Raw genomic sequence first — 14,540 nt, forward strand, 5'->3', positions numbered from 1 at the left:
CATCAGAATTCGATGGTGGCGGTCACCACATCGCTGTATTGCCCCGGAACTGGCGCTGCCTGCGCGGGTACCCGTCCATAGACCTGTACCTGCTGGATGTTGCCGGTCCCCGTGCCCGTGACGAATGCCGTGCCCGCGGTGCCGTCGCCCCAGGGAACCGTGCGGTCCGCCGACGTGTGCAGGTCATACCTTACCAGCCGCGTGCCGCTGGTGTCTCGCAGGTAGCGCTGGCTCACGGTGCCGTTTTGGCCGCCGTTCAGGCGTATCCGGTAGGCATCGTTGTTGGTGCAGCGCACCGCCAACGTCGTATTGGCCAGGCGGGCAGAGCGAAAGTCTGCCATCGAGCCGAAGTTCAAGGGGTTGGCGGAGATGGTGCAGTTGTTGGTCACATTGGCGCGCACCGTGAAGTTGTAGCTGCCGCGGGAGGTCAGCGATGCGCACGCGGGCCGGACCAGGATGGAGAAGCCGTAGTTGAAGGTCGCCACGCCAGGGAAGGTTTCCGAGTAGGCGGTGGTGGCGTTATTGGCCGTCGGCACCGTGTATTGGCCTGGCAGGATCTGCCCGGTGATGGGCTGGTTGACCGTGGCCTGGCTTCCCAGCAGGGGCTGGGTGAGGTCGACGACGACGGGCGTCGAGCCGTTGGCGCTCGAACCCCACGGCGGACTCATGGACGAGCTCGGCGCAAGCCGGTACTGCAGGCGGTTGGCGCCATTAGCCATCTGCCGCGGGTCTTGCACGGTTGATCCGCTGCCGATGCCCAGGCTCACGCACACCCGGGCATAGCCCCCTGTGAGCAGTCCCCAAGTGCAGGTCACACTCAGCGTGCCGGTCTGCGTCACCGACGAGCCGAGCACCGGATTGAGGTTCGGAAATGTGATGGGGGCCATGGACACGGTGCAGGTCTGCGCCTGCGCGCTGTTTCCCCCGAGCCACAGGGCCGCCAGCAACAACGCGGCAATCAGCTGTTTCATGGCTGCGGCTCCACGCAAGCCACCGGTCCCAGACGTGGCAGGCTGCCGTCTGCCGGCGCTTGGAAGGCGAACCGCGCAGTGCAGGCAAGATCCTGTCCCCGCACGTCCAGATGATTGAGCTTGCCCAGATTGCGCACGAAGGTCTGGCTGCCGTAGCCCACCACGCTTTCGGACCCGCTTTCCCTGTGCACGACCTGCGCGCCCACCGGCAGCGGCTTGCCGTCGCCGTCCACCAGATCGATCGTGGCCGCGGCTTCCCGGGTGATGCCGAACTCCGCCAGCACGCCGGAACGGGACTGCGGCACCACGTCGAGCGCATAGGCGGACACCTGGGCGTTGGGCGGCAGGTCCAGGCCGTCGAGCTCCAGCGTGTTGGTCTGATAGCTGTTCAGGTCCGGCACCACCATATGGCCGTCGGAGCCGGTATGGCCGATGACCCGGTTCTGATGCAGGATGGGCAGGCCCGGCTCGCCGGCGGAAACCAGCGCGAAGCCGTCGTCGATGCGGCGGGACGCCTGCGCCACGCCATCCATGAACACCAGGGCGCCATTGACGTCGAGTTCTCCCGTGGTGCGTCCGTCGTAGCGCTGCGCGCCCAATGTGATTTCGCCGTAGCGTCCCAGGTAGCGGCCCCAGCCTTGTTCGTACCGGCCCGCCTCGTAGGTGCCGGCCTGCACGCCCCAGCCGAATCCGCCGCCATAGTCGGGGCTGCGGATGGCGCTGGCGTTGGTGTATGTGCCGCCGTCCTGGCGTCCGGCCATGGCATTGAGCGAGACGTCGCCCAGGGTGATGCCCAGGCTGAGGAATGCGCCCCGGCTGCTGCTGTCATTGAAGTCCTGATAGGCGCTCATGGTCAGCGTGGCGCGATTGCCCAGGCGGCTGCTGTAGGCTACTGATCCGATATGGGCGGCTTCAACGCCTGGATAGCGTTGGCCGATGTAGCTCAGCGATACGGTTTGCCCGCCGCCCAATGGCACGGCCAGCGTCGCCCTGTCGCTGGCGCGGGGCACCGGGATGCCGTCGTTGCCCGCCAGATCCGCATAATCCGAGATCGCGCGCAGGCTTTGTATGTCGATGGAATAGCGCTCGTCCACATACTGGTAGCCCAGGCCGGCCTGCAGGCCCGTGTTCCGGCCCAGGCTGCCGGCCAGGGACGCATTGATGACGCCCGCCATGCCCAGTTTCGCCAGCATGCCCGCGCCCGCGTTGTACAGCCCGGCGCTGGCTTCGCCATGGGCTTCCACGGTCAGGGCGTTCGAGACGCCGTATTGCCATGTGCCGCTGAACGCCGGATCGTCCTTGTAGTCGAACGATCGCCAGCCGTAGGCGCGGCGCAGAAAGCCGGCTTCGACCGAATAGCTGGACATGCCTTGCGCCAGCAGCCGCGTGTCGATGTAGATGGGAACCGACTGCGAAACCGGCCTGCCCAGGGCGTCGCGCGTGATGAGATTGGCCTGTCCGTAGCCCGTGATGCCGGCCACGTTGTCCACCACGAAAGGGCCGCTGGGAACATTGCCGGAATAGCGCCGGATGTTGTTGATGTAGACATCGACGGCGGAAGGCACCACGGCGCTGCCGGCGAAATCCGGCATGGGAAAGGTGACCAGGTCGGGCCGCAATGAGAAATTGCGCCGCCATTGCAGGCCGCCCATGCGTATCGAGCGCGACCAGGCCAGCGATCCGGAGATGGTGTCGCCCACCTGGGTGGCGGTCAGCGTGGCGGGATCCGAGCGGGTCCAGCTGGAATCGAAGCGGACATAGCGCCGCAGGTCGCGGTACAGATAAGCCGTGCCGGTGTTGCTGAAGACCCCGTGCTGGTCGAAATAGCGTTGTTCGCTCCAGATTGCCAGCGGGTTCTCGCGATCGGTGCGGGCATAAAGATCGTAATTGATGAGCAGGCCCCGATCCGCAGTCGCGGCGGCAACCGGGCTCAAGCCGCGCGCATCGATGCGATTCGGGATGCGATAGCGCACCGGCATGTCAAGATCGACGTCTTGCGCGGCCGCGTCGTAGCGGTACTTCAGGCCCGGAATCCGGTCCAGGGGAACGCGTATCTCGTCCGATATGCCCAGGGCCTGGATATCGATCCCCATCCCCCGCAAGTCCGCGCCGCGCGCCGACAGGCGGCCATGCCGGTCTTCGAAGCGCGCGATTTGATGGCTGGGCTGGCCGCCGAAGCTGACGTTCAGATAGACCTCGATGGCCGCTTGCCCGATGGCCGCCGCCGGGGCGGGTTGCGCTCGCGCGCCACAATGAACGGCTGCGACGGCGAGCATCAGTGTCAGCTGTGCGGTGCGCGCGCAATGTTTCACTTCCCTGTGTCGGCTTGCACGTCCGCCTGGACGGGAACGCTGTTGACCCGCGCATCGACCGTGATCGCCCCGTGCGTCGCGGGTTGGAAGGGCAGCGGCCATTGGCGCGCGCTGCCGCCCAGGACATAGCCCAGCAAGCCGTCCCGCAAGCTGTGGCGCTTGCCATTGATGACGAGCGCCACATCGCTGAGCTGGGCGCGGTGCGCGCCGCTATTGTCGACCCGCAAGGCCCAATCGCGGCCATCGCGTACCAGGGACCATGTCAGGTGCCGTTGCGCCGGAATTTGCGGGGCGGCTCCCACGAACACCGGCACGGAGTAACGCAGCCGCACCTGCACGCCCGTCGCCCGCAATGGGTCGGGCGGCGCGATCTCGTCGATGATCAGGCGATACGACGCTTCGCCCGGACGCTTGGCGGCCTCGGGCTGCAACAGGCGGACGACTTGCGTGCCGCCCGGCGCGATCTGGATCATGGGCGGACTAGCCACCAGGGCCGCGGTCTCCCGCAGCACATCCTCGGTCGTGGTCTGGCGCCAGGCGTAGACGCGGACCTGGCCATAGATGGGCTCGGCGCCTTCGTTGCGCAAGGTCATGCTGGTGGCGCGCTCCGCGCCATCCATGTTCAGGATCACCGGCGAGATCTGCAGGCTGGCGGCATGCGCCTGCAATGCCATGCCGAAGAGACAGGCTCCCGCCGCCTGGCGAACGATCCCAAGCATCGTCATGTCGATCCGGGGCTAGAAGTAGACGGTGGCCGTGACCGTCGATTGATAGGTATCCGGCGCGGGGGCAGCCTGGGGCGGAACCCGGCCGTAGACGGTCAGCGCCTGGGCCGTGCCCGTGCCGGTGCCGCCCACGGTGTCCGTACCCTGGGTGTTGCCCCACACCGTCGTGCGGCCGGCGTTTTGATAGAGCTGGTAGCCCACATTGGTGCCGGTATTGCCAGGCGCCGTGCCTGCGAGCTGACGGTTTGCAATCGTCGACCCCGTGGCGGTCCCGGCATCCAGGCCCACGTTGTAGGGAGTGGTATTGGTGCAGGTGACCCTGAGCGTCGTTTCCTGGTTTACCGGCGCGCTCAAGAGGCCGGTGGACGGAAACACCAGCGGATCGGCCGCAATCGTGCAATTCGCCTGCACGGTCAGGGACACATTGAAAGTCGCCGTCGAACTCCCGTTCTCGTAGACCTGGGCCAGGGCCGCGCCGGGCAGGGAAAAGCCGATAGTCGCAGACAGAATCGCAGCAGAACCGATGGCCTTCATGCTCGCTCTCCTTCAAGTCATGGCTGTAACGACCTTAGCGGAGGGGGCAACGCAATTTATTTCGCATTATTTCCAACTTCTTCGGTTGCTGTCTCAGGAGCGCGTTTTCCGCGCCCATTGAATATCGTTTATCCCGTTGTTGAAACATGACTGTGCTTTGTTCCGTTCTTCGCCTAAAACTGAAAGGAAAAGACACAACTTCGGGGGTATGGACTAGCCTTTGGATGCCGCCGAATTCCTGGATGACGTTCATTTTGAAACGGCGCGGGTCTGCCTAGCCGAACGTAAAGGCGTAAGCCTCTGCGCCTGGCTCCAGGAATTCGATCTGGAAGACCCGGTCGCGGTCCGGCGCCTGCTGGCGGATCAATTGATACAGCTTCTGCCGGTCGATGACTCCCTCGCCCTGTTCATTGACGTCCGTCCCGTGATCGACGAGTGGCGGCCGGCCATCCAGCGTGACGCGAAAGCGCACCGGCCGGCCATCGGCGGATGGGCCCAGCACCATATGCAGGTCGCGCGCGCGAAAGCGCTGGATGATGCGGCCGTGGTTGCCGGTAACCACCGCGCGCTCCGGCTCCAGCCGCCACGATCCGGCCAGCGTCCACTGGTTGGCGCCCAGTCCGGCGGCGGGGACATAGGCCGTGTCCCGGTCCTGCCTGATCGGGGTGCCGCCCGGCGCGTAGCTCGTGGCCTTGCCGTAACCGAGGTAGCTCTCGCCCGAATGCAGCGTTGACCACTGCGGGGGCGCTTCCACGCCGTGAGCCGCGGGCAGGGCGACGCCGCTGTCGGGCAGCGTCCGGCCTGCTTCGGCAAGCAGACGCTGGATCATGCGCTCTGTCTGCGCGTAATCGTGTTCGCCCGCGACGGTGTACCGTAAGCGGCCCTGGCCATCGAGCAGATAGAAGGCGGGCCAGGACTGATTGCGGAACGCGCGCCATATCTTGAACTCGTTGTCCTGGGCGACCGGGTACTGGATGCCCAGATCCGCGACCGCGCGGCGCACATTGGCCGGGCTCTTCTCGAAAGCGAATTCGGGTGTATGCACGCCTATCACTTCCAGCCCCGCATCCTTGTACTTGTCGTGCCAGGTCTTCAGATAGGGCAGCGTGCGCAGGCAGTTGATGCAGGAGTAGGTCCAGAAGTCGACCAGCACGATCTTGCCGTCGAGATCGGTCGCGCTGAGCGGGCCTGAATTCAGCCAGCCGCGGGCGTCTGGTAGCGACGCCAGCGGACCGTTCACGCGCGGCGCCGTTTGGGCGGGTTCGCTCGGACGCAGCTGTTCGACCAGTTGCTGCTCCAGCCGTGCGGCGCCCGGCGCAGAGGCGCTGGACAGGAGCGCGGGGTTCCAGCCGAGCGCCGGCAGGGTAACGCCGGCCAAGACGGCGGCGCCAGCCAACCGGCGCAAACCATGGGCCGCCGGCAGCATGCGGCGCAGGGCTGTCGCCATGCCGCGCCCCAGCCAGAGCGCCGCGGCCAGCGCCACCGCCGCGCCGGATGCGAATGACAGCAACAGCAAGGAGGTCTGGATGTTGGCCCCGTTGAGCGCCGCGCTGGTGAGCAGCAGCCCCAGGATGGGACCGGCGCACGGCGCCCACAGCAGGCCGGTGCCTATGCCCAGCCCGAGGGACAGCAGCGGAGCGGTGCGAGCCGAGCCAGGCGTCGCGCTGGTCAAGCGGTTGCCCAGCGCAACCAGGGGCCTGCTCATCCAGTCGCCCACGGCGGGCAGCAAGAGCGCCAATCCGAAAAGCGCCAGCAATCCCATCGCGGCGTAGCGCGCGCCCTCGCTGAGCGTCACGACCCAGGCTCCGCCGACCGCCGCGAGGCTCGCGACTGCCGCAAAGGCGACCGCCATGCCCGCGAGCAGGGGCAGGGCATGAGTCCGGAATGAACCCGCTCCGCGTGCGAACACGAAAGGCAGGATGGGCAGGATGCAGGGGCTCACGATGGTGAGGACGCCGCCGAGAAAGGCCACAAGAATGATCAGCATGGGGATGCACCGCTATGGGCAGAGTGGGGAAGGGCGCGAGAGCCCGCCTCTGGTTCAGGACTCTCGCTTTTGCCGGCGCGTGCCTATGTCCTTGCGTGCCGTGATGGTCTGGCAGCTCAGCGGGTTGCGCAGCTCGTGCGCCAGCCCGCCGGCAAATAGGATGAGTACGAGCAAGAGCTTGCGCACGTCGATTCCCGTTCAGGACACATGCACGTTCAAGCTCACGTCGATGTTGCCGCGGGTGGCCTTCGAGTACGGGCAAATTTCGTCGGCCGAGTGGGCAATCTGTTCGGCGAGGGCCGGGTCCAGTCCGGGCAGGAACACGTTGAAGCGGGCCTGCAGCAAGTAGGCGCTGCCCGACATGCCCAGGTCCACTTCCACCTCCACCGCGCGATCGGCCGGCAATTGCACTTTCATCTGCTTGGCGATGACTTCCAGCGCGCTGCTGTAGCAGGCGGACCAGGCGCCGGCGAAAAGCTGTTCCGCCGTCGGATGCGGCTGGATATCTTCGAAAGCGTGGACCAGGTCCGGGTTGTTGGGGGTCGAAAGACGGATGTCGAGCCGTTCCTCGCCGCCTTGCGAGGCGTAGTTGCGGGCGAGGGTCGTATGGGTCTTGCCGGTCAAGAGGACTTTCTGGATTTGGGTGGGCATGGTGCGCTCCTGGTAGTTGAAATTTTCATCGAATTCGATTAAATCGTATGCGATTGAAGCGCATGGTAAAGATCGAGAATGCCCAGGTCAAGCGTGTTCGAAGGGAAATTGGTATCAAATCGTTTGCGACCACATCGTATGCGATGTAAAGTGACGCCATTGATCAGGCCAGATATCCACGAGGTGCAGATGAAGAAGCCCAAGACCGCCACCGATCCGTCGCAAAGAAAGCTCGCGGAATTCCTCTGCTTTGCCGTTTACTCGACCAACCTGGCATTCGGCCGGGTGTACCGTCCGATCCTCGATGCGCTGGGGCTGACCTATACGCAATACGTGACGATGATCGCCCTTTTCGAGGAAGACGCGCAGACCGTCAGCGGCCTGGGGGAAAAGCTATTCCTGGAGTCCAATACCCTCACGCCGATACTCAAGAAGCTTGAAGGCATGGGCTATCTGGAACGCGTGCGCGACTCGGCGGACGAACGCCAGGTGCGGATCTGCCTGACCGAGGAAGGCAGACTGTTGCGCGAGAAGACCGCGAGCATCAATCTGAGCGATGCTTGCGGCCTCACGAGCGATCAATTCAAGTCGCTGAGGGAGCAGGTGGTCGAATTGCGCGACAACCTGGTCGAAGCGTCACGCTCGAGCGGCGGCTAGGCGCAGGTGGACACCTTCAACTACATGCGCGCCTTCCGGCGCATCGTGGAACTGGGCAGCCTCGCCAAGGCCGCCGAGAATCTGGACATGTCGTCCGCCGGCCTCAGCAAGCAGCTGCGGGCGCTGGAATCCCATCTGGGCGCCGTGTTGATCCAGCGCACCACCCGCAAGATGAGCCTGACCGACACGGGCGCGGCTTACTACGCCGAATGTTGCCGGCTGCTGGACGAGCTGGATGCGCTGGAAAAATCCGTCAAGCGGGAATCCCGGCTGGTCTCGGGGCGGCTGCGCGTGAACGCGCCGGTCTCGTTCGCCCTGAGCGTGCTGTCGCCGCTGTTGGCGCGCTTTCTGCGCCAGTATCCCGACCTGCGGCTGGACCTGGCCATGGAGGACCGGCTGGTCGACGCGGTGGGGCAGGGTTTCGATGTGTCGATCCGGCTGCGCGCCCAGCTGGACGATTCGTCGCTGATCGCGCGCCGGCTGGCGTCGCTGACGCAGGTGCTGTGCGCGGCGCCGTCCTACCTGGACAGCCGCGGCCGTCCGGACAGCGTGGAGGCGCTGCGGGGGCATGACATCCTCAGCTATAGCCTGGCCGAAAGCCCTGGCGCCGTTGCGGATGAGGAAACCGGCCAGCAGGCGGATCCGCTGGCCGGACCCGCGCAGGTGCAGGTCAACAACAGCCTGATGCTGCGGGATCTGCTGGAAGCGGGGCTGGGCATAGGCGCGCTGCCGTCGTTTCTGGCCGCGCCGGCCATCGCCAGCGGCCGGCTCGTGCGCGTGTTGCCGCAGCTGCCGGCCGCGCCGCGCCATGTCTACGCGGTCTATCCGACCAGCCGCCACCTGCAACCCAAGGTCAAGGCCTTTGTGGATTTCCTGGTGGCGCACCTGCCGGCGGCGATGCAAGGCGATTGTTGACGGCCAGCTAATAAAGTCCTGCCGGCGGACACCTTACTCCCGCGCCGGCCCGTCCTTAAGCTGGCGTCCATTGAAACGAGATGGACGCCAACATGACTTCGACACCCGATTACGCACCCGCTGCGCCGCTGACCGTGGACTTCTTCCATGACGTGGTCTGCGGCTGGTGCTATGTAATGTCTCCCCGCCTGCGCCAGGTGGCTGCCGAACTGGGCATTGCCGTGCGCCAGCGCAGCTTCGTGCTGCAGGACTCGCCCGAACAGATGTGCCAGGTGTTTGGCTCGATGGAGCGCGCCAAGCAGGTGATCCTGGGCCATTGGGAAGCCTGCGCCCGCCATGACGACCAGCCCCGCATCGACGTCGAGGGCATGCGTGCCGAGCCATTCGATTATCCCAGCGGCATGGCCGGCGCGCTGGCCTGCCAGGCCGCCCACCTGCTGGCCGGCGAGGCTGGCCACTGGGACATGTTCGACGCGATCCAGCACGCTCACCTGAGCGCGCACCGCAACGTCGGCGATAGCGCCGAGCTGCTGGATATTGCCGTCGGGCTGGGCCACGACCGCGGCGCATTCGCCGCACTGATGCAGGGCGAAGAGGCGCTGCGACGCGTGCAGGCCGACCGCGCGGCCGCCGCTCGGCTGGCCATCGATTCCATTCCTACGTTGATCGCCGGCCCGCACCGGGCCCGCCTGCGGACCATGTCGACGGCCGAGTTGCGGGACAGATTGCAGGCATTGATCCCGGCCTCGCCCGACGCTTGATCGTCGCGTATCCGGCCATCGTCCACATTTTTCTTTTTTTTGCTGTCCGCAGGACGGCAGCCACACGCACAAGGTGCATCATGACTATCCGCTACACCCGCAAACTGCTCGGCCTGGCGCTGGGCGCCGCCCTCAGCTTCAACGTCTTCGCGCATGGCGCGCCTGCCCGGGCGCCCGCGTCCGGCCAGGAGGTTGGCATCAGCCCCTGGGGGCCGGACGATGAAATCGGCCGCCTCAATCTGATCACGCCCGAATCGCGCGCCGCGGTCATGTCGCGCGTGGCCGGCGGCAAGGTCTATGACCTGGCCACGGAATACTACGTGGGCATGCCCAGCTGGCAGGACGCGGGCGATCCCCACTACCAGTTCTGGATGACCCACACGCCGCGTGGCACGGAGGTCGACGACCCCATGGGCGTGGGCCAGGACATGAACGCCATGCGCAGCTACACCGGCACGGCGTTCTCGATGTACAGCCACACCGGTACGCACATCGACGCGCTCAACCATTTTGGCATCCACGGCAAGATCTGGAACGGCTTCCGTGCCGACGAGCATCTGGGCGACCGCGGCTGGAAGCGCACCGGCATCGAGAAATTCCCGCCCCTGGTGGCGCGCGGCGTCTTGATCGACGTGGCCGCGCTCAAGGGCGTGGACATGCTGCCCGACCAGTACCGCATCACACGGCAGGACCTGAAGGCCGCACTGGCGCGCCAGAAGACCGAGCTGCGCGAGGGCGACATCGTGCTGATCCGCACCGGCCGCATGAAGCTGTACAACGATCCGGCGGCCTACATGGCCAAGCCGCCAGGCATGGGCCTGGACGCGGCGCGCTACCTGGTCGAGGAGGGCGGAGCCATGATCCTGGGGGCGGACAATCTCAGCTTCGAGACCTTCCCCTCTGAAGTGTCCGACGACTATGTGCCGCTGCATACCTATCTGCTGGCGCAGAAGGGCGTACCCATCATCGAGCTCGCGGCACTGGACGAACTGTCGCGCGACCAGGTCTATGAATTCGCCTTCATCGGCGGACCGCTGAAGATCCGCGGCGGCGATGCGGCGCCGCTGCGTCCGGTGGCGATGCCGTTGCGCTGAGGATAGGACGCGGGCATGCCGCGCGCCCGTGGGTGAGGGCGCGCGGCGCGTCCTTGCTTTAGTGCGATCTGCGCGTACTCTGGATCATTTGCTGCGTTTGACCATCGCCAAGATGGTCTCCATCAACTCGTCGCGCGCCTGTTCCACGCTGATGTCTTCGGCCACGGCCGCGTGCGCCAGGCCATCGGCCGCGCCAAGCATCGCCCACATGCCGGCGGCTGGAATTCCCGCGGGTCCGGCGTAAGGCGCAAGTATGGCCTGGCATTTCTCGATGAAGGCCTGCTGGTACTGATGCTTGACCGCGGCCAGTTCGGGCGAGCCGCCCAGCGCGGCCAGCACGCCGGGAATCTCGCGCCCTTGGGTCATGACGCATTCGATATAGCCCGATGCGATGACCCGGGCTTTTTCCTTCAAGGCCGGCTTGCTGGCGGCGATCGCGGCGTCGATGAGCGCGGTCTGGCGCACATCGAAGTCCTGATATAGCGCCACCAGCAACCCATTGCGCGTGCCGAAGTGGTCGTAGGCCACTGGCTTGGTGATGCCAGCGTCCGCCGCCAGCCGCCCCAGGGTCAGCGCGTCCGTGCCTTCGTCGCTGATCAGTTGCCAGGCGACATCGAGCAACTGGCGTTGGCGCTCGTCGCGGGATAGCCGGCGCTGCGTGGCGGCTTTAGCGGTGCTTGGTGCTTTTGCTGTCATGGTTCGACTTCCTCCTCGCGGATTACAGCACGCGAGGAGAAAATCTTCCCGCCGATCGCCTGGGCGGTCGCGAGATGCGCGGCGGGAAAACCGGCGTCCGAGGGCAGCAGCAAGTCCGACGTGACCACTTGGGCGCCGCAGTAGCCGAAGATGCCGTGGTCGATCTGCGTCTTCATGGCGCCGAAGTAGCCGTGCCGCGCATAGGTGCGCTGGTTGGCCCCGCCCAGCGCCACCAGATGCACCTTGAGGCGCTGCAGCTTCTTGACCAGCTTGCCGTCCGCGTCTTCATAGGCCCAGCCTTGGGTGAACACCCGGTCGATCCAGCCCTTGAGCAGACCCGGAAAAGACCACCAGTACACGGGGTAGACCAGGACCAGGGCATCCGCGCGTTCCAGGCGCGCATGCTCCGCGGCGACTTCCGCGAGCGGCTCGCCCCGGCCCATGGCCAGCGCCGTATCCGGCTGGGTGAATCTGGGATCGAAACCTTCCGCGGCCAGATCGGCGATTTCGAAGGAATGCCGGGAATCAGAGGCGGAAATTCCTTCCGCTATCTGTCGTGCCACCGCGTGGGTAAGCGATGCGGGATCGGGATGTGCGACAACAATGAGCGCATGCATGGCGTCTCGACTCCATCAAAACAGTTAACCTACCAATAGTAACTTACTTTTGGTAGGTTGTGATTTTGATGTGAAATGCGAGGCGGTTCCCCGGGGAAGGCAGCCAAGGCGATGCCGGGCCGCTACCACTTATACGTCACTCGGCCCAGCACCGTCCGGCTTTCTCCGAAGAAGCAGGCGTACGTGCACGAAGCCACGTAGTCCTTGTTGAACAGGTTGCGCACGGTCAGATCGGCCATCCAGCCCTTGAGCGCAGGGCTGCGCGCGCCAAAGTCGTAGCGCAGCGCAGCGTCGAACAGCGTGTAGTCGCCGACCTTGGCGGTATTGGCGCCGTTGAAGGAGGATCCGATGTAGCGTACGCCGGCTCCGACATTCAACCCTGCCAGCGCACCGGATTGCACGGTGTAGTCGGACCAAAGCGAGGCCATGTTGCGCGGCACGGCCTCGGGCGTGCGGCCGAGCGTGTTGGAGTTGCTCTTGGTGATTTCGGCATCCGTGTAGGTGTAGGCCGCGATCAGGTTCCATCCCGGAGTCAGATTGGCGGTAGCGGACAGTTCAAGGCCGCGCGACCGGACCTCGCCTTCCTGCACGTTGTAGATGGAGTTGTCGGGATCGGTTGTGGGAACGTTGGTACGCGTGAGTTCGAATATGGACGCGGTGATGAAGGAGTTCGAGCCGCTGGGCTGATACTTCACGCCAGCTTCCCATTGTTTTCCCTTGGTGGGGTCAAACGGGGCGGTGCCGCGCGCGGGCGAAGTGGTGCCTGTCTGAGGCTGGAATGAGGTGGAGTAGCTGACGTACGGAGCCACGCCATTTTCCGCCAGGTAGAGCAAGCCGACGCGGTACGTAAACGCATTGTCATCAGTGCGTGTGTTGCTGTCATTGAGCTTGTTGAGCGTCTTGCTGTCGGCGCTGTCGTAGCGGCCGCCGAGGACCAGCACCAGTTTGTCGTCGAACTTGATCTGGTCCTGCAAGTACAGGCCGACCTGGCTGCGCTTCTCGTTGGTGTAGGTGTTGGGCTCGGCCGGAAGGACCACGGACGACCCATACACGGGATCAAAGAAGTTGATCGGCGTCAGGTTGTTGTAGCCGGCATACTGCTTGCGCGTGAAGGAAGTCTCGGTGTAATCAAGGCCGAACAGCACGTTCTGTTTGAAACGGCCAGTCTCCCACTTCGCTTCGAACTGGTTGTCGACGCTGACGCCATGCGCGTCGTCGTCGCGCCGGTAGGCGCCGCGTTCGGCTGTCGAAAAATTGCTGCCGGGCACCCAGGTGTTCCAGTACACATGGTTCACCCGGTTGCGGGATTGGGCGTAGTTCAGGTTCTGCCTGAATTGCCATGTTTCGTTGAAGCGGTGCGCGAATTGGTAGCCCACGTTGCCCACTTCCTGGTTCCACTTGCTCCAGTCGGGTTCGCCGGTAAAACGGTCGCGCGCGATGCGGCCGTTGGGATTGGGCAGCACCGACCCTTCCAGCGGATACCCCGCGTTGTTGATGGTCTTGTTCTTCAAGTAGCTTGCAAGCAAGGTCAGGGAGGTGTCGGGCGCAATGCGCCAGGTGAGCGCGGGCGCCAGGTAGAGACGATCATCCGGAATATGGTCGATCATGGTGTCGGCGTCGCGCACCAGGCCGGTCAATCGGTAAGTGAGCCGCCCCGCGTCATCGAGAGGGCCGCCGAAGTCGCCCGCCAATTGCTTGTTGTTGTGCGAGCCGCCGCTGAGTTGCAGTTCGTGCAAGGGCGTGTCGGTCGGCCGCTTCGACACCACGTTGACGATCCCGCCAGGCGAGGCTTGGCCATACAGGACAGACGCGGGGCCTTTCACGACTTCAATGCGATCGAGTGCATAGGGCTCGGACATCGCGCTGTAATGCGGTAGCGGCACTTTCAGGCCGTCGCGGAACATGACGCCCGGGTTGGTGCGGACATCGAAGCCGCGAATGATGAACGGATCATCGGTGCGGTTGAAGCCTTCCTGCACCACGATGCCAGGGATGTAGCGCACGGCGTCGCCCAGTGTCTGCGGGTTCTGTTCCCGGATCTGCGCGGCCGTGACCACCGAGATCGATTGCGGCACTTCGATCAGCGGGGTATCCGTCTTGGTGCCGGCCAGTGTGGCCGTGGCCACATAGGTGTCAGCGTCGGGCAAGGTCCCCACGACATTCACTGGCGGCAGCGTGGCCGTGTGGGGTTGCGGGGTCAGGGTAACCGTGTCGTTCTGGATCGAATAGCGGATGCCGCGGCCGTTTATCAGGCGTTCCAACGCTTCCGCTGGCTCCATGCGGCCACGTACGCCCGGACTGCGCAGGCCTTCGACCAGATCCTGGCTATACAGGACCTGCAGCCGCGCCTGATTGCCAAGCTCATGCAAGGCGCGTGACAGGCTCTGGGATGGAATATCGATATCGACCGGCGCTGCTTGCGTCGAGGCGGCGCCTAGCCACGCGCATGCCCCCAACAGCGGCAGGAGGAAACGGCGGGGGATGAAGGGAACAAGCGGTGCGCGGGAGGACGCGGTCGATCTGGCTCGCATGGGCTGTCCAAAAGGGATTGAAAATAATTACCGTTATCAATCCCTGAGACGAAATCCGCGGCCCCGCTAGGAACGGGAAATTGAAACCA

Annotated in this window: 13 protein-coding genes; 4 read left to right on the forward strand and 9 right to left on the reverse strand. The window is 64.9% G+C overall.

Annotation, left to right across the window (positions count from 1 at the left end; translation table 11 throughout):
* Positions 1–2: 2 nt before the first annotated feature.
* The 6 genes from AC3WOB_RS04795 to AC3WOB_RS04820 all read right to left on the reverse strand — a co-directional run bounded on the left by AC3WOB_RS04795 (position 3) and on the right by AC3WOB_RS04820 (position 7,180).
* Positions 3–971, reverse strand: a complete 969-nt coding sequence (locus tag AC3WOB_RS04795; RefSeq protein WP_492274346.1) for a Csu type fimbrial protein — start codon at positions 969–971, stop codon at positions 3–5.
* Positions 968–3,247, reverse strand: coding sequence for a fimbria/pilus outer membrane usher protein (locus tag AC3WOB_RS04800; protein ID WP_492274347.1), 2,280 nt, complete (start codon positions 3,245–3,247; stop codon positions 968–970). Before AC3WOB_RS04800 ends, AC3WOB_RS04795 begins: the two co-directional genes overlap by 4 nt.
* 32 nt (positions 3,248–3,279) lie before the next feature.
* Positions 3,280–4,008, reverse strand: coding sequence for a fimbrial biogenesis chaperone (locus tag AC3WOB_RS04805; RefSeq protein WP_492274348.1), 729 nt, complete (start codon positions 4,006–4,008; stop codon positions 3,280–3,282).
* 12 nt (positions 4,009–4,020) lie between these two features.
* Positions 4,021–4,542 (reverse strand): Csu type fimbrial protein, encoded by a 522-nt coding sequence (locus tag AC3WOB_RS04810; protein WP_013396095.1) that lies wholly within the window; start codon positions 4,540–4,542, stop codon positions 4,021–4,023.
* A gap of 274 nt (positions 4,543–4,816) precedes the next feature.
* Complete coding sequence (locus AC3WOB_RS04815; RefSeq protein WP_492274349.1) at positions 4,817–6,529, reverse strand: cytochrome c biogenesis protein DipZ; 1,713 nt, start codon at positions 6,527–6,529, stop codon at positions 4,817–4,819.
* A 198-nt stretch (positions 6,530–6,727) separates the two neighbouring features.
* A complete protein-coding gene (locus AC3WOB_RS04820; protein ID WP_013396092.1) occupies positions 6,728–7,180 on the reverse strand; it encodes an Ohr family peroxiredoxin in 453 nt (150 codons plus the stop codon).
* A 189-nt stretch (positions 7,181–7,369) separates the two neighbouring features.
* Here AC3WOB_RS04820 and AC3WOB_RS04825 point away from each other — a divergent pair, with 189 nt between their 5' ends.
* From AC3WOB_RS04825 to AC3WOB_RS04840, 4 genes are all read left to right on the forward strand, one after another.
* Positions 7,370–7,837: a MarR family winged helix-turn-helix transcriptional regulator gene (locus AC3WOB_RS04825; RefSeq protein ID WP_492274350.1), complete on the forward strand. Its 468-nt coding sequence runs from the start codon at positions 7,370–7,372 to the stop codon at positions 7,835–7,837.
* A 6-nt stretch (positions 7,838–7,843) separates the two neighbouring features.
* Complete coding sequence (locus tag AC3WOB_RS04830; protein WP_013396090.1) at positions 7,844–8,752, forward strand: LysR family transcriptional regulator; 909 nt, start codon at positions 7,844–7,846, stop codon at positions 8,750–8,752.
* 80 nt (positions 8,753–8,832) lie between these two features.
* Positions 8,833–9,513 carry a DsbA family oxidoreductase gene (locus tag AC3WOB_RS04835; protein ID WP_492274351.1) on the forward strand — a complete coding sequence of 227 codons (681 nt, stop codon included), beginning with the start codon at positions 8,833–8,835 and terminating at the stop codon, positions 9,511–9,513.
* 80 nt (positions 9,514–9,593) lie between these two features.
* Positions 9,594–10,607 (forward strand): cyclase family protein, encoded by a 1,014-nt coding sequence (locus AC3WOB_RS04840; RefSeq protein ID WP_013396088.1) that lies wholly within the window; start codon positions 9,594–9,596, stop codon positions 10,605–10,607.
* 84 nt (positions 10,608–10,691) lie between these two features.
* Here AC3WOB_RS04840 and AC3WOB_RS04845 read toward each other — a convergent pair whose 3' ends face one another.
* The 3 genes from AC3WOB_RS04845 to AC3WOB_RS04855 form a co-directional block, all read right to left on the reverse strand.
* The gene (locus AC3WOB_RS04845) at positions 10,692–11,303 is read right to left on the reverse strand and encodes a TetR/AcrR family transcriptional regulator (protein WP_492274352.1); all 612 of its coding nucleotides are present in this window, start codon (positions 11,301–11,303) and stop codon (positions 10,692–10,694) included.
* On the reverse strand, positions 11,300–11,920 hold the full coding sequence (locus tag AC3WOB_RS04850) for an NAD(P)H-dependent oxidoreductase (protein ID WP_013396086.1): 621 nt from the start codon (positions 11,918–11,920) through the stop codon (positions 11,300–11,302). The genes AC3WOB_RS04845 and AC3WOB_RS04850 overlap by 4 nt, the downstream gene beginning before the upstream one ends.
* A gap of 122 nt (positions 11,921–12,042) precedes the next feature.
* Positions 12,043–14,451, reverse strand: a complete 2,409-nt coding sequence (locus AC3WOB_RS04855) for a TonB-dependent siderophore receptor (RefSeq protein ID WP_492274353.1) — start codon at positions 14,449–14,451, stop codon at positions 12,043–12,045.
* Positions 14,452–14,540 lie beyond the last annotated feature (89 nt).

This window comes from Achromobacter sp. FW305-C-30-7 (assembly GCF_058783105.1).